The sequence below is a fragment of the Acidovorax delafieldii genome (genome assembly GCF_007993815.1).
GTDB classification, from domain to species: Bacteria; Pseudomonadota; Gammaproteobacteria; order Burkholderiales; family Burkholderiaceae_C; genus Acidovorax; species Acidovorax delafieldii.
Genome location: NZ_VJWE01000017.1, coordinates 127,593 through 148,436, shown reverse-complemented (window position 1 = coordinate 148,436; position 20,844 = coordinate 127,593). Strand labels below are relative to the sequence as shown.

General features: G+C 66.8%; 22 protein-coding genes. 10 read left to right on the top strand and 12 right to left on the bottom strand.

Annotation, left to right across the window (positions count from 1 at the left end):
- Window positions 1–9: 9 nt before the first annotated feature.
- Genes ATF69_RS20215 through ATF69_RS20180 form a run of 8 tightly spaced genes read right to left on the bottom strand, consistent with a single transcriptional unit; the run spans window position 10 to window position 7,282 of the window.
- Window positions 10–1,029 carry a tripartite tricarboxylate transporter substrate binding protein gene (locus ATF69_RS20215; protein WP_146872073.1) on the bottom strand — a complete coding sequence of 340 codons (1,020 nt, stop codon included), beginning with the start codon at window positions 1,027–1,029 and terminating at the stop codon, window positions 10–12.
- The gene (locus ATF69_RS20210) at window positions 1,026–2,186 is read right to left on the bottom strand and encodes an MFS transporter (RefSeq protein WP_146872072.1); all 1,161 of its coding nucleotides are present in this window, start codon (window positions 2,184–2,186) and stop codon (window positions 1,026–1,028) included. The genes ATF69_RS20215 and ATF69_RS20210 overlap by 4 nt, the downstream gene beginning before the upstream one ends.
- 12 nt (window positions 2,187–2,198) lie before the next feature.
- The gene (locus ATF69_RS20205; RefSeq protein WP_056065483.1) at window positions 2,199–3,332 is read right to left on the bottom strand and encodes an FAD-dependent oxidoreductase; all 1,134 of its coding nucleotides are present in this window, start codon (window positions 3,330–3,332) and stop codon (window positions 2,199–2,201) included.
- A 16-nt stretch (window positions 3,333–3,348) separates the two neighbouring features.
- Window positions 3,349–3,684 (bottom strand): Rieske (2Fe-2S) protein, encoded by a 336-nt coding sequence (locus ATF69_RS20200; RefSeq protein ID WP_056065480.1) that lies wholly within the window; start codon window positions 3,682–3,684, stop codon window positions 3,349–3,351.
- Between the two features lie 9 nt (window positions 3,685–3,693).
- Window positions 3,694–4,635 (bottom strand): VOC family protein, encoded by a 942-nt coding sequence (locus ATF69_RS20195; protein ID WP_146872071.1) that lies wholly within the window; start codon window positions 4,633–4,635, stop codon window positions 3,694–3,696.
- 38 nt (window positions 4,636–4,673) lie between these two features.
- Window positions 4,674–5,846 carry an alpha/beta hydrolase family protein gene (locus ATF69_RS20190; RefSeq protein ID WP_146872070.1) on the bottom strand — a complete coding sequence of 391 codons (1,173 nt, stop codon included), beginning with the start codon at window positions 5,844–5,846 and terminating at the stop codon, window positions 4,674–4,676.
- A gap of 11 nt (window positions 5,847–5,857) precedes the next feature.
- Entirely contained in the window at window positions 5,858–6,346 is a 489-nt protein-coding gene (locus ATF69_RS20185) for a nuclear transport factor 2 family protein (RefSeq protein WP_146872069.1), read from the bottom strand.
- Window positions 6,347–6,370: 24 nt separating this feature from the next.
- Entirely contained in the window at window positions 6,371–7,282 is a 912-nt protein-coding gene (locus ATF69_RS20180; RefSeq protein ID WP_244303775.1) for a SphA family protein, read from the bottom strand.
- A 266-nt stretch (window positions 7,283–7,548) separates the two neighbouring features.
- Here ATF69_RS20180 and ATF69_RS20175 point away from each other — a divergent pair, with 266 nt between their 5' ends.
- Together ATF69_RS20175 and ATF69_RS20170 are read left to right on the top strand one after the other, a co-directional pair.
- The gene (locus ATF69_RS20175; protein WP_146872068.1) at window positions 7,549–8,460 is read left to right on the top strand and encodes a LysR family transcriptional regulator; all 912 of its coding nucleotides are present in this window, start codon (window positions 7,549–7,551) and stop codon (window positions 8,458–8,460) included.
- A gap of 162 nt (window positions 8,461–8,622) precedes the next feature.
- On the top strand, window positions 8,623–9,525 hold the full coding sequence (locus ATF69_RS20170) for an EamA family transporter (RefSeq protein WP_425291795.1): 903 nt from the start codon (window positions 8,623–8,625) through the stop codon (window positions 9,523–9,525).
- Between the two features lie 22 nt (window positions 9,526–9,547).
- On the opposite strand, the gene ATF69_RS20165 is transcribed toward ATF69_RS20170, so the two are convergent.
- Entirely contained in the window at window positions 9,548–10,063 is a 516-nt protein-coding gene (locus tag ATF69_RS20165; RefSeq protein ID WP_116748111.1) for an Lrp/AsnC family transcriptional regulator, read from the bottom strand.
- A gap of 161 nt (window positions 10,064–10,224) precedes the next feature.
- Here ATF69_RS20165 and ATF69_RS20160 point away from each other — a divergent pair, with 161 nt between their 5' ends.
- Window positions 10,225–11,241 carry a 1-aminocyclopropane-1-carboxylate deaminase gene (locus ATF69_RS20160; RefSeq protein WP_056172646.1) on the top strand — a complete coding sequence of 339 codons (1,017 nt, stop codon included), beginning with the start codon at window positions 10,225–10,227 and terminating at the stop codon, window positions 11,239–11,241.
- Window positions 11,242–11,363: 122 nt separating this feature from the next.
- On the top strand, window positions 11,364–12,362 hold the full coding sequence (locus ATF69_RS20155; RefSeq protein ID WP_146872066.1) for a Bug family tripartite tricarboxylate transporter substrate binding protein: 999 nt from the start codon (window positions 11,364–11,366) through the stop codon (window positions 12,360–12,362).
- 21 nt (window positions 12,363–12,383) lie between these two features.
- Here the strand turns inward: ATF69_RS20155 and ATF69_RS20150 are convergent, their stop codons facing one another.
- Genes ATF69_RS20150 through ATF69_RS20140 form a run of 3 tightly spaced genes read right to left on the bottom strand, consistent with a single transcriptional unit; the run spans window position 12,384 to window position 15,803 of the window.
- Entirely contained in the window at window positions 12,384–12,923 is a 540-nt protein-coding gene (locus ATF69_RS20150) for a hypothetical protein (RefSeq protein WP_244303774.1), read from the bottom strand.
- The gene (locus ATF69_RS20145) at window positions 12,920–14,860 is read right to left on the bottom strand and encodes an MFS transporter (RefSeq protein ID WP_146872065.1); all 1,941 of its coding nucleotides are present in this window, start codon (window positions 14,858–14,860) and stop codon (window positions 12,920–12,922) included. The genes ATF69_RS20150 and ATF69_RS20145 overlap by 4 nt, the downstream gene beginning before the upstream one ends.
- 55 nt (window positions 14,861–14,915) lie before the next feature.
- The gene (locus ATF69_RS20140; protein WP_244303773.1) at window positions 14,916–15,803 is read right to left on the bottom strand and encodes a hypothetical protein; all 888 of its coding nucleotides are present in this window, start codon (window positions 15,801–15,803) and stop codon (window positions 14,916–14,918) included.
- Window positions 15,804–15,935: 132 nt separating this feature from the next.
- Between ATF69_RS20140 and ATF69_RS20135 the strand changes: the two genes are divergently transcribed.
- The 6 genes from ATF69_RS20135 to ATF69_RS20110 all read left to right on the top strand — a co-directional run bounded on the left by ATF69_RS20135 (window position 15,936) and on the right by ATF69_RS20110 (window position 20,800).
- Entirely contained in the window at window positions 15,936–16,667 is a 732-nt protein-coding gene (locus ATF69_RS20135) for a helix-turn-helix domain-containing protein (protein WP_056065456.1), read from the top strand.
- Window positions 16,668–16,956: 289 nt separating this feature from the next.
- A complete protein-coding gene (locus tag ATF69_RS20130; protein WP_056747915.1) occupies window positions 16,957–17,850 on the top strand; it encodes a TetR/AcrR family transcriptional regulator in 894 nt (297 codons plus the stop codon).
- On the top strand, window positions 17,847–18,428 hold the full coding sequence (locus tag ATF69_RS20125) for a DUF2867 domain-containing protein (protein ID WP_146872064.1): 582 nt from the start codon (window positions 17,847–17,849) through the stop codon (window positions 18,426–18,428). Before ATF69_RS20130 ends, ATF69_RS20125 begins: the two co-directional genes overlap by 4 nt.
- On the top strand, window positions 18,415–19,746 hold the full coding sequence (locus ATF69_RS20120; RefSeq protein ID WP_146872063.1) for an ABC1 kinase family protein: 1,332 nt from the start codon (window positions 18,415–18,417) through the stop codon (window positions 19,744–19,746). Before ATF69_RS20125 ends, ATF69_RS20120 begins: the two co-directional genes overlap by 14 nt.
- Entirely contained in the window at window positions 19,743–20,144 is a 402-nt protein-coding gene (locus ATF69_RS20115; protein ID WP_146872062.1) for a hypothetical protein, read from the top strand. The genes ATF69_RS20120 and ATF69_RS20115 overlap by 4 nt, the downstream gene beginning before the upstream one ends.
- A gap of 203 nt (window positions 20,145–20,347) precedes the next feature.
- Window positions 20,348–20,800, top strand: coding sequence for a YXWGXW repeat-containing protein (locus ATF69_RS20110; RefSeq protein ID WP_056065441.1), 453 nt, complete (start codon window positions 20,348–20,350; stop codon window positions 20,798–20,800).
- Window positions 20,801–20,844: the final 44 nt, after the last annotated feature.

Sequence of the window (20,844 nt, the reverse complement as noted above, 5' to 3'; positions counted from 1 at the left end):
GTACACAGCTCACTCGGGCACCACACCCACGGTGCGGGCGAGGGCCTGGTGAATCTGGATTTCGGATTGGTAGAACTTGTCGAGGGCGGCCAGTGACAGAGGCTCCTGGGGCTCGGTGCCATTGGCGCGCAGAAAGCTCTGGACCTCGGTGTCGCGCAGGGCCACGCCAAAGGCCTGGTGCAGGCGACGCACCGCCGCGTCGGGGGCATGGCGCGCCACCAGCAGCGCACCCCAGGCGGTGTACTCAAAGCCTTTGAGTGCTGCAGACTGCTGGCTCAAGGGCGCGATGTGCGGCAGCAGCGCAGGCGCTTTGGCGGCGGTGCTGCCGAAGGCACGCAGCTTGCCCGTCTCCAGCATGTTCAGCGCTGCGCCGCCCAGCGGCACAAAGGACAGATCGATCTGATTGCCCATGAGGTCTTGCACGACCGGTGGCACACCCCGGTACGGCACGTGCACCAGCGGCACGCCACACAGGCACGCCCATTGCGTCCCCATCAGGTGGATCATCGAACCTTGACCGATGTGCCCAAAGGTCAGCGGCTTGCCTGCGGCCGCCGCTTGCCGCGCCATATCCAGTAACTGTGCATGGGTGGTGGCGGGCATGTCGGCCCGGCCTGCCAGCACGTAGCTGGTCCGCCCCAGTGTGCCAATGGCGCGCATCTGCTCGGGCTTGTAGCGCGCGCTGGCCAGTGACAAGGGGGTGAGGATGGGCTCGGTCTGCGACGCAACGACCAGCGTTGCACCGTCGGCAGGCGCGTTCAGCATGCGCTGCACGCCGATGGAGCCACCGGCGCCCGGCAGGTTCTCGATGACGATGGTCTGGCCCAGTTCGCGCTGCATCACTGTCTGGAGCTTTCGGGCGAACACGTCGCTGGGGTTGCCCGCAGGCTGGGGAACGATGAAGGTGATGTGCCGCCCCGACTGAGCGCGGACCCACGGCGCAGCCATGCCTGCTGCCGCCGCCACCAGACAGGCGCGGCGGCTGAGCCGAGTCTGCTGGGTCTGCACTGAGGAAAAAGGCGTGCTCATGCCATGCCTTTCACTGCGACTGCAGTACCCGGAGCACGATGAATGCGTGCAAATGCATAGACCGCCACTGCATCAATCACCAAGGCGGCCACCCCCAAGCTGCCATAGCCCCAGGCCTTGACCAGCGTGCCACCGAGGATGGGACCAATGGCCGCACCAAACATCAGCATGGCAGGAGTCGCGGCCAGCGCACGGCCACTGGGGTCCAGCCGCGCCAGCACGCCAAAGGCAAAGGTGTGCGTGAAGATCATCACGGCCGCAAACACGGCGGCGGCCGCCGCATAGGGTGCAAACACGGGCGAGTTCATGATCACCACCACCAGAAAAGCCTGCAGCGCAGGTCCCGCCAGCAGCACGTTGCGGGCTGCCCAGCGCTTTTCCAGCACCGCCGCCAGGGCCGCAGGGAAGAGGTTGACCACCCCCAGGGCAATGAGCACCCCGGTGACCGCCTGCATGCCATAACCACGGTCGCTGCCCACGCGCTCCAGAAAGCTGAAGGTCATGGACTGCACCAATCCCAGGGCCGCGATGCCTGTCACGCCCCACCAGACGGCGGCAGGCAAAGGCGTGGCAGGCGTCCGTGAACGCTCCGCACCACCCGCTATGTCAGGCGCGGGAAACGCCACTGCCGCAGTCATCGCCCCCACCGCCATGACACCGGCAAACACCTGGAACAGCACCGGCCCGCCCTGCTGCGCCACCAGCACCGGCGTGCCGCCAAGGAACACGATGGCAAACACCCCCAGCGCCATGCCCACCAGCGCGAACAGGCGGTGGGGGTTCTGGCTGCGGGCGATGGTGCCATGCGTAACGCTCAGGGCCGCGCCCGCAGCCACCCCGGCAACGCCGTGCAACAGGGCCAGCAAGGCAAACTGTTGCGTGGTGGAGGCTGCGGCAAATGCCACGGCAGCGCCAGCAAACCCTGTGGTAGCCACGCTGCGCCCACGCAGCAACTGGAAGAACGGCGCCAGCAGCAGGCTGGCCGCGACCGCCCCGGCCAGAAACAAGGTAGCCAGCAGGCCCGCCTGCTGCGGGTCAAAGCGGTACACCGAGATCAGCGTGCCCACCCACACCGGCAACGCGACCAGATCGACCATGCCCGCGCAATGGCCCACCATCAGGGCCACGCGGCCCCGCAGCGAATTGGTTGTGATCATGGCGACCTCGCTTCAGATGGGCTCAGCCAACGCCATGAGGGACTCCCGCATGATGCGCGAGTGCTCTTCCTTGTCGCCGCCGTCGATCTCGATCTCGCCCAGGCGTGCCGAGTTCTCCACCACCATGCGGCAGCGCTCCCAGCGGCGGCTTTCAAAGGCCGCCAACGCAGCCGGCATGTCGCCCGCTGACTGCGCCAGTTCATCGGCCAGCACCAGCGCGTCCTCGATGCCGATGCAGGCGCCCGATGCAAGGTGGGGCGTGGTAGCGTGCACCGTGTCGCCGATCAACACCACGCGTCCGCGTGACCAGGGTCGGGGCATGAGCAGCCCCTCCAGCGGGCGGTACACGATCTGCGAGTCCGGGCCGATCTGGCTGCGGATAGCTTGCAGCGTGGGGGCAGTAAAGCCCTCCAGCAGCGCGCGCAGGGTGTCCACAAACGTCGCGGGATCGACATGGTCGTTGGTGGGGCGCGGCTCGGTGACGAAGAGGTACATCTCGGTCTTGGAGACCGGGTTCACGCCGGGTTTGATCTGGGGCCCCATCCACATGGTGGCCGTCTCGATCTCTGGCGGCCGGGGCAGCACGGCGCGCCACACCGCCTGGCCGCTGTAGCGCGGCCGTGGGGCGTTTTCAAACACGGCTTCGCGCACCTTGGAGTAGAGCCCGTCCGCGCCGATCACCAGGTCATAGCGCTGGCGCTGGCCGTCGGTGAAAGTCACCAGCACCCCGTCAGCCTGCTGGTCGATGGCAGCGAAGGTGCAGCCCAGACGGACATTGGCGCCCGCTGCGCGGGTGGCCTCGGCCAGGATGCGGGCCAGCACCGGGCGCAGGATGGCGCCGCCCCCCGGCACATCGTCGCCCGCAATGCGGGGCGTGGGCAGCGTGGCCACCAGGGGGCCATGGGGGAGGTGCAGGTTCACGCCGTCCGAGGCGTTGCCCTGGGCCAGAAAGGCCTCCAGAACACCCAGACGCCGCAGCGCCCGCAGCGTCGCGCCACCCAGGCTGATGCCGGCGCCATAGCTGCGCCAGCCCGGGTCGATCTCGACCAGATCCACCTTGGCGCCCTGCTTGCGCAGCTCAATGGCCGCTGCCATGCCGGAAAATCCGCCGCCAATAACCAGGATGCGTTGGGAAGATAGGCTCATGGGTTTGTCTCCTTGTTCATTTTTTTGGATTCGCCAGATGGACGTCGCCATTGGCTTGCAGGACCAGGGGTACGGGGGTGAGCGCATCGCCCAGGCACGGCCCCAGAGTGCACACCCCGGTGGCGATGTCAAACAGTGCGCCGTGGGCCGCGCAGACGATGCGGTCACCAGCCGCATTCAGATACCGGTCTTTGCGCCATGCCATCGGGACGCCATCGTGGGGGCAGACGTTGGCATAGGCATGCAAACGCAGGCCCTGCCGCACGACGATGACCGTGTCCTGGCCGTGGCCTGCGGGGTCAAAGCCCCGCGATGCGCCGTCGGGCAGGTCGCTCCAGTGGCACAGCTTCATGGTGCCGGCTCAATGGTGCGCCTGCGCTGGCGGCGGGCCCGAGGGCGCCCACTTCTCGCGGTGCTGGAACAGGAACAGCTGCGAGGCATCGGCGCCCATCGGCACCTCCCGCGGCGCCCAGGTGTTGTCGTGCTGGTCCATGTCTGCGTCGTATTCGACATGGCAGCCCAGGGGCGAGTTGAAGTACCAGAACCAGTTGCTGCCGAACCGGTGGCGCCCGGGGCCCCAGAAGCTCTGGTAGCCCTTCTCCACAAAGCGGGTACCAGCCAGCAGCAACTCAGTGGGGCCGCCCATGTGGAAGGTGAAATGCTCGCAGCCTTTCATGAACGGGGGCGTCTGGATCATGAACAGCGTGTGGTGGTCTTGCGTGCCCGCAGGGCGCAGGAAGGGGCCGACGCCTGTGAACCGGTCTGTGCAGACAAAACCCAGGCGGGCATAAAACGCCTCGGCCTTGGCCGCGTCCGGAACGAAGTACACGACATGCGACAGCGAGCGGGGTCGCGCCACCAGGTCTGGCGGCAGACCCAGCGCGTTGGGAGCCCGCTGCGGCGCGGCCCCGGGGGCGTTGACGGATTCGGCAGGCAGCGAAAGCGGCTTGCGCACGGTGACCTGGAACGCGAGGGCAAAGCCCAGGTCGTCCGTGGTGCGCAGCACGTCGCCCTGGCGCACCACCACGCGGTCGCGGGTCAGTTCGGCCTCGATGGCATCGAGCGTGGCCGCGTCGGCTACGCCGTAGATGGTTTCGCGCAGCAGGCTGGCTGTGCCCAGCGAAGGCGGCAACGCCGGGTCGTCCTGAGCGCGTATCTCCACGGCTGTCCCGTCCAGTGCCTCGAAGCGCCCGCCCTGTGCTGTCACCCCGACCGGGGTCAGCCCGTAGTCCGTCAGGTATTGCGCGCAGGCGGCGATATCGTCCACGCCAAAAACCAGCGCGTCGGGTCCAATGATGTTCATCTCTTGATCCTTTGTGGTGTCAGTGGTGCGGTGGGGCTTCAAGCCCTGCAGGCGGTGTGTCCGCCCAGGACTTCTGCCACCCAATCCGCGATGTAGTGGCCCGCATTGATGCTGTTGTCAAAGCTCGCGTGCTGCGAGCCGCCTTCGCGGTCGGTGAACACCTTGAGTTCTCGCCGGGGGCTGTTGACCAGCTGCTCGTAGGTGCGGTGCGCCCACTTCAGCGGGATTTGCGAATCACGCTCGCCGTGCGTGACCAGGAAAGGCACGCGGATCTTCTCGACCACGCCGTCCAGGTGCACGTTCTGCGCGATCCGCATGAAGTCGTCGATGTCCTTGGCACCCCATACCCAGCACACGTGGGCCCAGTAGTGCGGCACCGGGAAGTCGCCTTCTTTCTGCAAGCGGCGTTCTTGCACGTCCCGCCAGTCGTGGTTCGCGCCCCAGGCCACGCCGCAGGCAAAGCGCGGCTCCATCGCCACACTGCGCGGGCAGTAGTAACCCCCCAGGGACACGCCTTCGCAGCCGATGCGTTTCGGGTCCACGGCGGGGTGTTGCTCCAGCCAGTCCACCACGCGGCTGGCCCAGTGCTCGGTGTCGTACCGCGCGGTCAGTCCGTGCAGACGCAGGGCTTCGCCGGTCCCTGGCTGATCCACAACCAGGGAGGACACGCCACGGTGGGCCAGCCACGCAGGCAGTCCAACCAGGTGCTTCATTTCCTTGGTCGAGTCCAGCCCGTTGAGCTGCACCAGAATCGGCACCCGCTGGCCCGGCCGGAGCCCCTTGGCCGGGTAATAGAGGGCAGAGAGGTGGGTTCCCTCGTACGGAATTTCCACGCGCTCCAATGGATCGCCCAGCAGGGCCGAGCCTTTGAGGAACAGCTCCAGTTCGCGGCGGTAGATGGTCAGGCGGCCCGGTGCGTTGTGCGCCTGCAGCCGCTCAGCGGTGATCAGGTAGCTCGCAGCGCGCCGGTACTTCTCACCGGCCGAAAGCATGCGACCCCGGGTTTCGTCTTCTTCAGCCAGTCCGCAGAGCTTGTCGGCCATGCGCACCCAGGTCTCGCGAAAAGCCTGCGTGCCAGCAGCATCCGGGGCCTTGGCGGCCTCTTGCAGGGGGGCGCACATCTCCTCGATTTCGCCGATCCGCGCGCCCATTTCAATGGCGAGATCGACGGACAGGTTCCAGACGTAGTTGGTGGGGAAATACTTGAACATCTATTTCAGACTCAGGGTTGGGAACTGCGGGGGCGCCGCGTGATGCCGATGCTGGAGAAGAAGCGGGCCGTGGCGGGGTCTGCGAAGTCCGGCACAAAGCGGAAGGCCCGGATCTGGCCGCCCTCGATGCGCAGCACATCGCTGCCGACGATGCGCTCCACGCCCGCCTTCTCATACAGCGGGCTGCGCACCTCCAGCTGGGCGGTCAAATCACTGGCGCGCACCTCCACCGAAAGCACAGTGAGCCGTGCGCGCGGCTGCACCACGGTCTGGTCGATGTAGAGCGCCAGGCAGGTCGGGTTGTCCATCGGCGCAGTGCAAGCCGGGTAGTCCGATCGCTCGACATCCGGGGCGATCAGCGCACGCACCGCACCCATGTCTGCCGCGTGCACGGCCTGCACATAGCGGTCGAAAACCGCCTGCAGCTCGGCGGGCGTGGCGGCATGGACCAGCGCGCAGGCGGCCAGCAGGGGCAACGCCATCAGAGATTTGTGGGTCATGGTGTGCAGTGCGAATGTGCGAGGTCAGTGCTTGATCCACAGAGGAATGGCGATCCCGATGCCCAGCACGTTGTTCTTGGTGGTATTGGCGGCGTAGAGGCCCCGCTGGTAGCTCAGGCTCACGCTGAAGGGGCCGGCGTTGTAGTTGAGCGAGGGCCCCAGCGCAAAGCTGCGTGCGCGGTTGTTCTGGATGGTGGCGCCGCCTTGCTTGTCGTCCGTGAACTGGTGAAGGTACGAACCCACCATGCCCATCTTCCAGGGGCCGACGTTCCAGCCAGCGGTGAATTCGCCCACATAGCCGCTGCCCGAGCGGTAATGGGTGGTGCTGTTTTCACGGTTCACCATCAGGCGGTTGATGAGGCCAATATCCAGGCCGCTCGGATCGGTGTGGCGAATCCCGAGCACCGGCTGGACCGAGGTGTAGCCGGTGGACACGCTGGGCCGGTGCGGGTCGTAGGAGCCATTGGGCAGCGCGATGTCCAGGCCCGCCACGGCATAGGTCTTGTCTGTCAGGCTCCAGCGCAGCACGGCGGGCGAGACGGTGATGTTGGCCACCCCGCTGTGCCGCTCGCCGTGGCCGGCGACGTCGGTGCGCAAGGAGACGGCAGGAATCACCAGCTGCGAATACAGCCGTGCGCCCAGCACCGTCATGTCGTAAGACGCCAGCAGCCGCGTGGTGGCCGAGGTTGCGCTCAGCTTGAACGGGATGGGTCGCTTGTCGCCGTGGTTGTCATACAGACCGCTGGAGGTGGTGTGGTGCACCTGCTCCAGCACAAACAACCCGGGAATGGGCGGCAGGCCGGCCACGTATTCGCCGGTCGATCCGACCGGGAAGGGCGACACGCCCCCTTCGAAAGCCTGGGCCTGGGGTGCGCTCAGCAGGCTCAGCAACATGCAGCCCGCCGCCTGCCCGGCGCGGGAAAGTACCGTCTTCATCGTTGTCTCCTTGTTCTACGCATCCAGCCAGGCTGGGCGTGTTTTCGCTTTGCTCGACAGGGCCTCGGTAGCACGGGTGAGCCCCTCATCGGGTCTGCCAGGTGGCAGGACGGGAGCGAGATTAAGATCGGCCTTAACTTAGATCAAATGGATTGATTCCATTCGCAGTATTGATCCCATGAATAGTTCAGGGACTCTGCGGGCCCCTGTTGCATCTGGCTGGGAGCGTGGAAGAAACCACATACCGTCATCGATGCCTGCCGACCATGCGCTTTAACAAACTGGACCTGAACCTGCTCGTGGCACTGGACGCCCTGCTCACCGAACGCAGCATCAGCCGCGCCGGGGAGCGCCTGCACCTGAGCCAGCCCGCCACCAGCAACGCGCTGGCGCGCCTGCGCACCTATTTCGACGATGAGCTGCTGGTGCAGCAAGGCCGCACCATGGTGCTGACGCCGCGTGCCGAGGGACTGCTGGACCCCGTGCGCGAGGTCCTGATGCGCATCGACAGCACCATCGCAGAAAAGCCCCGGTTCGATCCCGCCACATCCACCCGCAGCTTCACCCTGCTGGTGTCCGATTTCACGACCACGGTGCTCATGCAACCGCTGATCGAGCAGCTGTTTCAGGAAGCGCCCGGGGTGCAACTGCACCTGCGTGCGCAGAACAATCGGCCTGTCGAGCAGTTGGAGGAATACGGGGCCGACGTCCTCATCATTCCCGAGCAATACGCCTCGCCCAGGCACCCGAGCGTCACGCTGTTCGAGGAAACCTACCTGTGCATCACCTGGGAGGGGAACCCCCACATCTCCGAAGCGCTGAGCTTTGACGACTACCTGGCCGCCGGCCATGTGGTGGCCGACTATTCGGGCGCGCGGCACATCCCGGCGTTCGACGGCTGGTTTCTCGAACGCTTTGGCGTGAAGCGCCGCATTGAGATTTCGGCCCCCACCATGGCCGCCCTGCCCAGCCTGGTGATTGGCACCCACCGTGTGGCCACGGTGCACAAACGCATCGCCCTGCGTGCCGTTCAGCTCGGCCTGCCCGTGCGCATCTGGGAGCCGCCCCTGGAGATTCCGCCCATGCGCCAGAAGCTGCAGTGGCACCGGCACCGCGACAAGGACCCGGGGCTGGAGTGGCTGCGCGAGCGGGCCATCGCCGTGGCCGCGCGCATCTAGCCCACGCATGCCGCTGCGCTGCAGTGCGGTGCGGTGGGGTGGGGTGCGCAAAATGTCCCGTTTTGATCGGAAACCTGGCCGAACACCGCCGCTATTGCCGAGGTGCGCAAGCCACAATCGGAACCCTTCGACGGCCACTTCCGCAACACCATGCCCTCTTCCCTGCGCCCCCGCGACCTCGCCCTGGCCCTGCTCGTCATCGTGGTCTGGGGCCTCAACTTTGCTGTCATCAAGGTGGGCGTGGCCGGAGTGCCGCCCCTGCTGCTGGGCGCGCTGCGCTACCTGCTCGCAGCCTTCCCCGCACTGCTGTTCGTCAAGCCTCCCAAGGTGCCCCTGCGGCTGTACCTGCTGTACGGCATGACCATGGCCGTGGGCCAGTTTGCGCTGCTGTTCACCGCCATCCACATCGGCATGCCCTCGGGCCTGGCCTCGCTGGTGCTGCAGTCGCAGTCGTTCTTCACCCTGCTGCTGGCCGCGTGGTGGCTGCGCGAAAAATGGCATGGCAACCAGGTGGCAGGCCTCGCGCTGGCGGGCTGCGGGCTGGTGCTGATCGGCAGCGCGCATGGCGCCTCCATGCCCCTGGCAGGCTTTGCGCTGACCGTGGCGGCAGCCGCCATGTGGGGCTGCGGCAATATCGTCACCCGCGCTGTGGGGCGGTATGGGCCGATGAACAAGTTTGCCTTCATCGTCTGGTCCAGCGTAGTGGCGCCGCTGCCTTTTGTGGCGCTGTCGCTGTGGCTGGACGGGCCCGCCACGGTGTGGGCGGCCGTGCAGCACCTGTCCTTCCAATCGATGGCCGCCGTGGCCTATATCGCGTGGATTTCGACGCTGCTGGGCTTCGGGCTGTGGACCTACCTCATGTCGCGCTACCCCGTGAACCGCGTGGCGCCGTTCACGCTGCTGGTGCCCGTGGTGGGCCTGACCACGGGCTGGGTGGCGTTTGGCGAGCAGTTGCTGCCCGTGCACTTTGCAGGCGCCGGGCTCTTGATGGCGGGCTTGGTGGTCAACGTGTTTGGCGGCCCGGCCTGGGCGGCCATGATGGGACGGCTGCGCGGCGCCCAGTAAACGGTCGGTCGGACGCAGGCCGCTACATCGCCAGCGGCAATTCGGTGGTCGAGAGCACGTTGCGCAGCACCATGAACGAGCGGACCTGCCGCACCCCCGGCAGGTAAAGCAGCTGCTCGGCATGCAGGCGGTTGAAACTGTCGTTGTCGCGCGTGCGCACCAGCATGAAGTAGTCGAACTCGCCGGTGACCACATGGCATTCCATGCAGCCGGATACCTTGGCAGCCGCCTTTTCAAACTCGGCAAACGACTCGGGCGTGGAGCGGTCCAGCACCACCCCAATCATCACCAGCATGCCCGCACCCACCGCCTGGGGGTTGAGCAGCGCCACCACCTTATCGATGAGTCCCAGACGCCTGAGGCGCTCCACCCGGCGCAGGCAGGCGGGAGGGCTCAGATGCACCTTCTCGGCCAGTGCCACGTTGGAGAGCGACGCATCACGCTGCAGCTGACGCAGGATGGCTTTGTCGGTGCGGTCCAGCTCGGCCGAGACATCAGCCAGCGGCGCATTCTTGGGACGAACTTTTGTTGCGCTCATAGGTCACCCAGAGAAATATTTACCGCTCATATTCTTATCCATTAACCTTAAACACTGAAATTTTGGAAAATTTTGCAACCACTTGACGCGCGTGTTTTTCTACGATGAAGGCACTGCAAGCCCCCCGCTTGCGCCTCCTCTTCATCGACCGGAACACCGCCATGAACCTGCAGAAATTTGCCCGCCACCCGCTCACCTTCGGCCCCTCTCCCATCACGGCGCTGCCGCGCCTGTCGGCCCACCTCGGCGGCAAGGTGCACCTGTACGCCAAGCGCGAGGACTGCAACTCGGGCCTCGCCTTCGGCGGCAACAAGACGCGCAAGCTCGAATACCTGATCCCCGAGGCCATCGCAGGCGGCTACGACACGCTGGTCTCCATCGGCGGTATCCAGTCCAACCAGACGCGCCAGGTGGCCGCCGTGGCTGCACACCTGGGCATGAAGTGCGTGCTGGTGCAAGAGAACTGGGTCAACTACTCCGACGCGGTGTACGACCGCGTAGGCAACATCGAGATGAGCCGCATCATGGGCGCCGACGTGCGCCTGGACGCCGCAGGCTTTGACATCGGCATCCGCCCCAGCTGGGAACAGGCCATGGAGGACGTGAAGAAGGCTGGCGGCAAGCCCTTCCCCATCCCCGCAGGCTGCTCCGAGCACCCGTACGGTGGCCTGGGCTTTGTGGGCTTTGCCGAGGAGGTGCGCCAGCAAGAAAAAGAGCTGGGCTTTCAGTTCGACTACATCGTCGTGTGCTCGGTCACGGGCAGTACGCAGGCGGGCATGGTGGTGGGTTTTGCCGCCGATGGCCGTGCGCGCAAGGTGATCGGTATCGATGCCTCCGCCAAGCCCGAAAAGACCCATGCCCAGGTGCTGCGCATCGCGCAGAACACCGCCAAGCTGGTGGAGCTGGGCCAGGAGATCACGGCCGAGGACGTGGTCCTGGACACCCGCTACGGCGGCCCCGAGTACGGCCTGCCCAACGAGGGCACGCTCGAAGCGATTCGCCTGTGTGCGCGCCAGGAGGGCATGCTGACCGACCCGGTGTACGAGGGCAAGTCCATGCACGGAATGATCGACATGGTGCGCAAGGGCGAATTCCCCGAAGGCTCCCGCGTGCTCTATGCGCACCTGGGAGGGGTGCCGGCGTTGAACGCCTACAGCTTTCTTTTTCGCAACGGCTGATGCGTCCACGGAGCAGCAACGGCTGGCGCAGCTGGCCGGGCTGTCATTGATCTGAGCGCCTGTTCGAAAGTGCCCTGGCCGCAAGGCCGGGCCCACCCGCTTCCCCGTCCCAAGGAGTCCCCATGAAGTGCTTGCAGCTTGTCAGTCGGCGTAGCGTGATCCTCGTGGCGGCAGCCGCGGCGGGGCTGGGACTCGGCACGTGGCGGCTCGCCTATGCCGACAGTTATCCCGCCAAGCCGGTGCAGTTGGTCGTGCCCTTTCCGCCAGGGGGCGCCGTGGACATCGTGGGCCGCACCATCAGCAAGAAGCTGGGCGACCGGCTGGGCCAGCCCATCGTGGTGGAGAACAAGGCGGGCGCAGGTACGGTGGTGGGTGCAGCGTATGTGGCCAATGCGCCCGCCGATGGCTACACGCTGCTGATCAGTTCTGGCTCCACCTTCACCGTAAACCCCGCGCTGAACGCCAAGCTGCCCTACGACCCCGTCAAAAGCTACGAGCCCGTCGGCCTCGTCGCCCGTGTGCCCCTGATTCTGCTGGCCCACCGCGATGTACCCGTCAACAACCTCCGGCAGCTGATCGCTGCCGTTCAGCGCACGCCCGACAAGTTCTCCTACGGCTCGTTTGGCAACGGAACCACGGGGCATTTCGCAGCCGAGCTGACCTGGTCGGCCGCGGGCATCAAGCTGATGCACGTACCTTACCGGGGCAGCGCCCCCGCCATGGCCGACCTGATGGGCGGGCAGATCCCCTTCACCATCGACACCGTGGCGGCAGCACTGCCACAGCTCAAGGCTGGCAAGATCAAGGCCATCGCCGTCACGGGCGCCACGCGGGCCACGCAGCTGCCCGACGTGCCCACGGTGGCAGAAAGTGGCTTCCCGGGGTTCTCGGCCGATTCCTGGCTGGCCGTGGTCGCGCCGCGCGGCCTGCCCGCCGAGGCGAAGGCCAAATTGCACAAGGCCCTGGCCGAGACCCTGGCGGACGCCGAAATCCGCAGCAAGCTCATAGCCGCAGGGCTGGAGCCGTCTTACGCCACGGGCGATGCCGTGCTGGCGCAGATCGAGGACGAGCTGCCACGCATGCGGGCGATTGCGCAACGGGCGCAAATTCGTGCGGAGTGAACGCAGCGCTCTTCCGGCGCCTCAGTCCCGCAGCCAGGTCAGCATGTGGGGATAGGCATGTGGACCGCCAGGCACCTGCTGCGCAGGCAGCAGGGTGAGCCCCGCAGCAGCCAGCCCCGAAGCCCCCAGGTACACCCCCAGCTCGAAAGCGGTGCGCAGCCCGGCGGACCGTCCGTGGTATCCGCCGTCGTGAAACAGCACCGCGGGATCCATCCCCAGGTGGCACAGCGCGGCCCACGCCCAGGCGGTGGCCTCGATCTCACCGCCATGGGGCACTGCGGGCAGGTCCTGCAGTGCATCGTCCAGGGTGGGGCGCTGTGCGGCAGGCACCACCGCCAGGTGGCCAGCCTCGTGCAGCAGGTCACCGGGCCAGCGCAACCGCGCCCGGTCCACGCGCAGCCCGCCCCGCTCGATGCGGAGGCCAGGCAGAAAGCTGTCGTCTGGCACCTCGGCCTCGCAGACCGCAAGGCCGATGCTGCGCAGAAAATCCAGGATGCGATCTGTCAATCCACCGGGGTCCGCTGCCGACACAGCCGCGATGGCAACGTCTGCCGTGCTCATGTTTGCAACAGGTCTGCCACCTGGCTGCGCAGCAGCGCGGGCTGCACGGCCTGAGATGCTACAGGACGGCCCACATTCAGCCCCACCCGGCTGTAGAACCCCCGGCGAAACGGCCGCACCATGGCGCCACCCTTTTCAATGCGGCTGAAGTACGAGCCCCACAGGTTGGTCAGCGCCATGGGGATCACCGGGGCCTCGACGCCCTCGGCCGTCGCCCGCTCGATGATCTTCATGATGCCGCCCTTGAATTCCTGCAGCTGCCCGTCCTTGGTGATGCCCCCCTCAGGAAAGATGGCCAGCAGGTCGCCTTCGCGCAACACCTGGGCCGCGCGGTCAAAGGCTGCTTCGTAGGTCTTCGGGTCTTCCTTGTACGGCGCAATCGGGATCGCCTTGGCCAGGCGGAACAGCCAGCCCAGCACGGGCACGCGGAAGATGCGGTGGTCCATGACGAAATAGATGGGGCGCGGGCTGGCCGCCATGAGCAGCACCGCATCCACAAAGCTCACGTGGTTGCACGCCAGGATGGCTGCGCCGGTGGACGGCAGGTTCTCGTCGCCTTGCACCTTGAAGCGGTACACGAACCGCGAAGACACCCAGGCGACGAAGCGCAGCAGGTACTCGGGCACCAGCATGAAGATATAGAACGCCACCACGGCGTTGGCCAGGCCGGTGAGCAGGAAAATCTGCGGCACCGTGAAACCCGCGCCCAGCAAGGCGCCGGCGATGAGCGAACTGCCGATCATGAACAGCGCGTTCAGGATGTTGTTGGCCGCGATGATGCGCGCACGGTGCGTGGGCTGGCTGCGCATCTGGATCAGTGCATACATGGGCACGCTGTACAGGCCCGCAAACAGGCTGAGCAGCGCCAGGTCGAGCATCACGCGCCAGTGCGCGCCCTGGGCCATGAAGGCGGCCAGGCCCATGATCTCGGACGCCGGCAGGCTGCGCGACGCGAAGTACAGGTCGATGGAGAACACGCTCATGCCGATGGCGCCCAGCGGCACCAGGCCGATCTCGACATGGCGGCGCGAGAGCACCTCGCACAGCAGCGAGCCCACACCAATGCCGATGGAGAACACCACCAGCAGCAGCGACGCCACCTGCTCGTTGCCATGCAGCACGTTTTTGGCCAGGCTGGGGAACTGGCTCAGGAACACCGCGCCAAAGAACCACATCCAGCTGATGCCCAGCAGCGAGCGGAACACCACAATGTTCTCGTGCGCCAGCTTGAGGTTGCGCCAGGTTTCGGTGAAGGGATTCCAGTTGATGGTCAGGCCCGGATCGGTGGCCGGCACCGAGGGGATGAACTGCGCCACCGCGCGCCCGACCAGTGCAGCCACCACACAGGCCACGGCCACCGTGGTGTGGCCGATGCCCGGGATGGCCACCAGCAGTCCACCCGCCACATTGCCCAGCAGGATGGCCACAAACGTGCCCATCTCGACCATGCCGTTGCCACCCGTCAGCTCACGCTCGTTGAGCACCTGGGGCATGTAGGCAAACTTGACCGGGCCAAACAGCGTGGAGTGCACGCCCATCAAGAAGGTGCACAGCAGCAGGATGGGGATATTGCCCGAGATGAAACCCACGGCCGCCACCAGCATGATGGCGATCTCCAGGTTCTTCACGAACCGGATCATCTTCGTCTTGTCGTACTTGTCGGTCAGCTGGCCCGACGTGGCCGAGAACAGCAAGAACGGCAAGATGAACAGCGCGCCGATCACCAGCCCCGCCATGGCCGGCGGCAGCCAGTCCACGCTGAGCTGGTAGGTCACCATCACCGTGAAGGCGAACTTGAAGAGGTTGTCATTGGCCGCCCCAGAGAACTGGGTCCAGAAGAATGGCGCAAACCGCCGCTGGCGCAGCAAGGCAAACTGGTTCGGGTCCTCGTGCGTGGGTGCGGGGGCCACGCTGGTGGAGGCGGTGTCGGGGCTCATGCGTTTCTCCTCGTTTCCGATGGGTTGGCTTGTTGGAATTTTCCGGACCTGCGCTTCATGCGCCGGATCTGCGGGCGACACCCACGGCGTGGGCGCCATTCTGCCCGGACGGCATGACCCGCGGCATCGCCGCCGCGTCACTGTGGCGCAAAGCCACCAGCGCCCCCAGTGCCCTCAGCACCGGCCAGGCCGCGCCCGCCGCCAGCACATGCTTGAGGCTGTGGCCTGACACCCATCCGCCCGTGGCCTCGAACACCGAGTGGTCTGCCGCCTCCAGCAGCTTGGCCAGGGCGTACAGCACCACCACCACGCCCAGGTGCAGCGCCAGGCCATCGACCCGGCGTGGAAGGCATGCCAGCACCAGCACCACCAGCAGACCGCCCAGTTGCACCACGGCCCAGGGCAACAGGTTGCCGGTGTGCACCCAGACCCACACGGCCATCGGCCCGGCCAGCAGCACGGTGCCAGCGGCGGCCACGCCCGCCCGCACGCTCACCCGGCTGGCAGCCGCCAGACCCAGCAGCCCCGCAAAGGGCAGCACCATGCCCAGACGGTCCCACAGCAGGCCCGCGTCCTGCGGTTGCCAGTGGTACAGCGCCGAGCCTGCGGCAGTGCACAGCAGCCCGCCAAAGAACAGCGCTGCCAGCGCACGGGAGGTGGCGTCCAGCGCGCCCGGCGGCACACGGCGCAGCTCCCACCAACCCCATGCACCTGCCAAGGCAAAGGCCAGGTTGCTCAACACATCGAGCGCACAGGGAATGCCCCACAGCGTGCGCTGGTCGGCAAAGTCATGCTGGTGCTGACTGGCGGGCAGCCCCGGGCCAAACAGCGCCAGCGCGAGCAGCGTGGCCACGCCCAGCAGCAGGCCGGTTTCGGCACAGGACAGGCGCGGCAGCGTTGGCAGGCCGCGCAAACGAAGGGGAGTCACAGAAGCAATACGCATCACACACACCGTAGAAAGTGAACGATGCCGCGCAGTGTGGGCAGCGGCCGCATCGGCCGCCTCAAAAAGTCGCGCAAGGGGCTACCCACGCACCTGCGGGTATTGATAATCGATACCCAGGAGCCCCGCACCATGAGCACGACCGCCGACCTCGTCACCGCCCTGAAAAAAGAACTCAAGACCGCGCAGATGACCTACGCCGACCTGGCGCAGGCGCTGGGCATGGCCGAGTCCAGCGTCAAGCGCATGCTGGCCAAGGGCGACATGCCGCTGTCGCGCATCGACGCAATCTGCCGCGCGCTGGCGCTGGACTTTGCCGACCTGGCGCGGCGCGTGGCCGACGAGCAGCCCTTGCTGAAAGAGCTGACCCACGAGCAGGAAAAAGCCGTGGTGGCCGACAAGAAGCTGCTGCTGATGGCGATCTGTGTGCTGAGCCAGTGGACGCTGGAGCAGGTGACCGGCTACTACCGCCTGACGGACGCCGAAGGCATCAAGTACCTGGCGCAGCTGGACCGCATCGGCATCATCGAGCTGCGGCCGCTCAACCGCTACCGCCTCAAGCTGGCCAAGACCTTCCGCTGGCGCCCACATGGCCCGGTGATGAACTACTTCCGCGACCATGCGCTGCTGGACTACTTTGCGGGCGGCTTTGACGGACTGGGCGAAGGCGTGCTGCTGGTGCACGGCAACATCAGCCGCAGCCTGGCGCCCGCCTTCATGGAGCGCATGCAGCGCGTGGCGCAGGACTTTGCCCAGCAGCACCTGGCCGACCAGAAGCTGCCCGACCGCGAGCGCGAGGGCTACACCCTGCTGCTGGCCATGCGCAGCTGGGAGTTCGAGGCGTTTGCCAGCATGCGGCGCTAAGCCTGCCGTCGATTTCGCGGGCCCCTGCAAGCGGCAGCCGTCGCTGCCAGCCAACTTCTGCCCTTGGTTGAGCGCAGCGGCCGCCTCACAGGTGCGCGGACTGACTGCAGTGCCATGAACCAGCCTCCAATCACTATCTTTTTGATAGCTATCAGCGCATGAAATAACTGCGCCTGCGGCTAAAAATGCCTCAAAAACCCTCCTTGCGCCCGGCGAGAGGTGGCTTGACGCCACAAACAGAAATAACTATTCTTTAAATTGCAAATTTAATCAATTTAAGAGCAGTCAAATGAAAACCACCCGCCAGCAGCAGGACGCCACGCGCCGCCAGATCGTGGCCAGCGCGGTGGATCTCATGACCCGCCAGGGCTTTGACGGCACGACGATGAAAGACATCGCGCGTGCAGCAGGCATTGGCGACGCCACGATCTACAAATACTTCCCCACCAAGGACCGCATCGTGCTGGGCTACCTGGACGACGTGGCCCACCAGGCGCTGGCCGACACGCTGCAGACGCCGGGCTTTGCGGGCTACGGCCTGCAAGAAAAGCTGCAGCGCCTGACCGATGCCGTGCTGGAGCGCCTGCTGGCCGACCGCGAGTTCGTGGCCCAGGTGCGCGGCCTGGCCCGGCGCTCGCCGCTGTCGATGCTGGCCGAGCCGCTGGCAGCGCGCCAAAGCCTGCGCGATGCGGTGGCCAGCTTTCTGGAAGCCGCCGAGGCCAGCGGCGAGATCGAGCCCTGCGACTTCAAGGGCCTGGCGGGCAGCCTCTACACCGACTACCTGGCGGGTGTGGTGAGCTACTGGCTGGCGGACACCTCCGACGAATTTGCCGACACCACGCAGCTGGTGGACCTGTCGCTGGGCGTGCTGGTGCAGGCGCTGCGCGGCGGGCTGGTCAACCGCGTGCTGCAACTGGGCGGCTTTGTGCTGCGCAGCCAGATGGCCCGCATGGTGCAACACGGCAGCGGCCTGATGGGCATGCTGCACATGGCCCAGCAGGCCATGGCCAGCGCCCCCACGGCCCGGGCACCTGCTCCCATGGCAGCCGCCGCCGCAAGCCCGGCCACCACGCCTTCGCAGCCCCCTCGCACGCAGCGCAAGCCCCGCGCTGCCACGCCCCCCACCGAGGCACCGGCCGCCCAGCCCAAAGCCACGCCCCGCAAGAAAAAGAGCGCTCCATGAATGCGACCCCTGCCCTCGCCGCGCCCACCACCGCGCGCGCCACACAAGTGCCGCCCGGCACCGCCATCCACGCCACACTGCCGGGCGCAGATTTTTTTGATGCCTATGAGGTGGCCGACCGGCACCCCACACGCTCTGCCCTGCAGTCGTGGCTGGACGTGGCGGCCCGCACCCCGGCATGGACCCGCGCCCTCATGTTCGTGCGCAACAAGGCCGTGCGCCTGGTGGGCCTGAAGGACCTGGGCCAGCTGCACGATGACCATCCACCCGCCAGTGGCCGGCCTCTGCGCGACGCGCGCAGTTACCGCGTGGGCGACCGCGTCGGCATCTTCCGCATCCGGCATCTGAGCGACACCGAGGTGGTGATGGGCCAGGACGACAAGCACCTGGACGTGCAGGTGTCCATCTGCAAACAGCCCGCCGCCGCTGGCGCCACGCCCCGCGTGGTGCTGGTGCTGAGCACGGTGGTGCACATCCACAACACACTCGGCCATGCCTACATGGCGGTGATCACGCCCATCCACCGTGTCATAGCGCGCGGCACGGCGCAGCGCCTGGCAGACCATGGCCAAAACTGACTCGGAAGCACCCCGCACCGGCAAGCTGGCCCGCAGTGCCATCACGGGGCTGGCGGCAGCGCGCATCGGCATGGCCGAGCTCTCGCACCGCACGCGCAAGCGCTCGGCCCAGGCGCAGGCCGAGCACGAGGCAGCACTGGGCCGCATCCTGTTTGCTGCGCTGGGGCAGCTGCGCGGCTCAGCGCTCAAGGTGTCACAGCTGCTCAGCATGCACCCGGGCCTGCTGCCCGACGGCGTGCGCAGCGAACTGGCTCGCGCCCACCACCAGGCCCCGCCGCTCAACCGAGCCCTGGTGGGCCGCATGTTCCGCCAGGCCTTCGGGCAGGAGCCAGAGGCGCTGTTCGACCACTTTGAACCCGCTGCATTTGCCGCCGCCAGCCTGGGCCAGGTGCACCGCGCACAGCTGGCCGGCCACGGCACGGTGGCTGTCAAGGTGCAGTACCCCGGCATTGCCGCCACCATTGCGAGCGACATGCAACTGATGCGCGCCGCGCTGCGCGCGCTGGCCCACACCGACATGCCTTTGCCTGCGGATGCCGTGCTGGACAGCGTGATGACCGAGATCGAGGCCACGCTGCTGCGCGAGGTGGACTACCTGCAGGAGGCTGAACAAATGCAGTGGTTCGCCCAGCACGCGGCCAGGCCAGGCGTGGTGATGGCGCAGCCCCTGCTCTCGCACACGCGCGCCCAGGTGCTCACGCAGCAGTTTCTGCCTGGCCAGCCGCTGCAGGCCTGGCTGGCCACACAGCCATCGCAGGCGCTGCGTGACCAGGCTGGGCAGCATCTGTGGGACTGGTTCATGCACTGCATTTTTGTGCTGGGGCGGGTGCATGCCGACCCGCATCCGGGCAACTTTCTGTTCGCGCCCGATGGCACGGTGGGCGTGCTCGACTTTGGCTGCACGCGTGTCCTGCCCAGCGCATTCCGGGCGCAGGTGGTGCAGGCGTGGTCGGCCCTGCTGCGCGCTCCCGCCGACCCCGCGCGCACCGCGCAGGTGCTGCAGGCCTACCAGGCGCTGGGGCTCTTGCGCAAGGACCTGACCGTGCAGGCCTACACCAGCGAACTCGCCCCCGCACTGGCCGAGATGCAGGCCTGGCAGATGGAGCCCTTCACCCAGCCGGTGTTTGACTTTGGCACCAAGACACCGCCGCCCATCACCCCCGGCCAGCACCAGCGCGTGCTGGGCCAGCACCTGGCCCAGGTCCCTGGCGAGATGCCCGCATTCGAGCGCATGTGGATGGGGCTGATGCACCTGCTGACGCAGCTGGGTGCCCGCGTGCACACCCGAGCCAACGAGGCGCTGGCCATTCACCCATGACCAACACGGCGCTGACCCTGGCGGCAGCCGGGCTGGCCCTGGTGGGTGTGGCCCATTCGGTGCTGGGAGAGCTTCTGTTGTTTCGCAGCCTGCGCACGCAGGGGCACCAAACGGCGGGGCGCATGGAGCCCGGCACTGCGCGGCAGGTGCTGCATACCCCGCACCTGCGCATCCTGTGGGGCACCTGGCATGTGGCCTCGGTGCTGAGCTGGGCGTTGAGCGCCCTGCTCTGGCGCCTGGGCACCGCGCCTTGGGACGCTGCCCTGGGCGCCTGGGCCGCCGATGTGGTGGGCCTTGCCACCCTGGCCAGTGGCGTGCTGGTGTTCTTTGCCACGCATGGCAGACACCCGGCATGGTGTGCTTTGCTGGTGATTGCGGCGCTGGTGTGGTGGCGCTGAAGCAAGCCATCGCGGGCGGGTGAATGGGGGACGCCGACGCAGGATGCCTGGGCAGGCGTGACAAACATCACGCTGCAACCGTTTGCCTCCGAAGTCGGCAACACAACTTCACAAAGCTTCGCAATGGGACTACACCGGCTTGACGCAGCCTGCGCACCATGAAGTCTCCGGTTCCGCAAGGAATCACATCTGAGGAGAACCTTATGGCCCGCAAAGCACTTGCCGCTGTGTCCATCGCCCTGCTGTCGCTGGGCGCCGCGAGCGCGGCGCAGGCGCAGACCAGCGCCACCGTTGTCATCCAGGCTGGTACACCCGTCTACCGGCAACCCGCCCCGGTACTTGTGCAGTACCAGGCACCGCCCCCACCCCGCTACGAGGTGGCACCCCACCCGCGCCGCGGCATGGTGTGGGTGCCCGGCCACTGGGAGTGGCGCGGCCACCGCCATGTGTGGATGCAGGGCTACTGGGTGAAGGCCCGCCCGGGCTACCACTACCGCGAGCCCCGCTGGGTTGAACACGGCGGGCGCTGGAACATGCAGCCCGGGGGCTGGGACCGTGATGGCGACGGTGTACCGAACCGCCATGACCGGGACCGCGATGGTGATGGCGTGCCCAACCGCTACGACCATCGCCCGGACAACCCATACCGCCGTTAAGCCGAGGGGCGGCCGCCTGCGGTAGCGCGCAGGCCAGCCCCAGA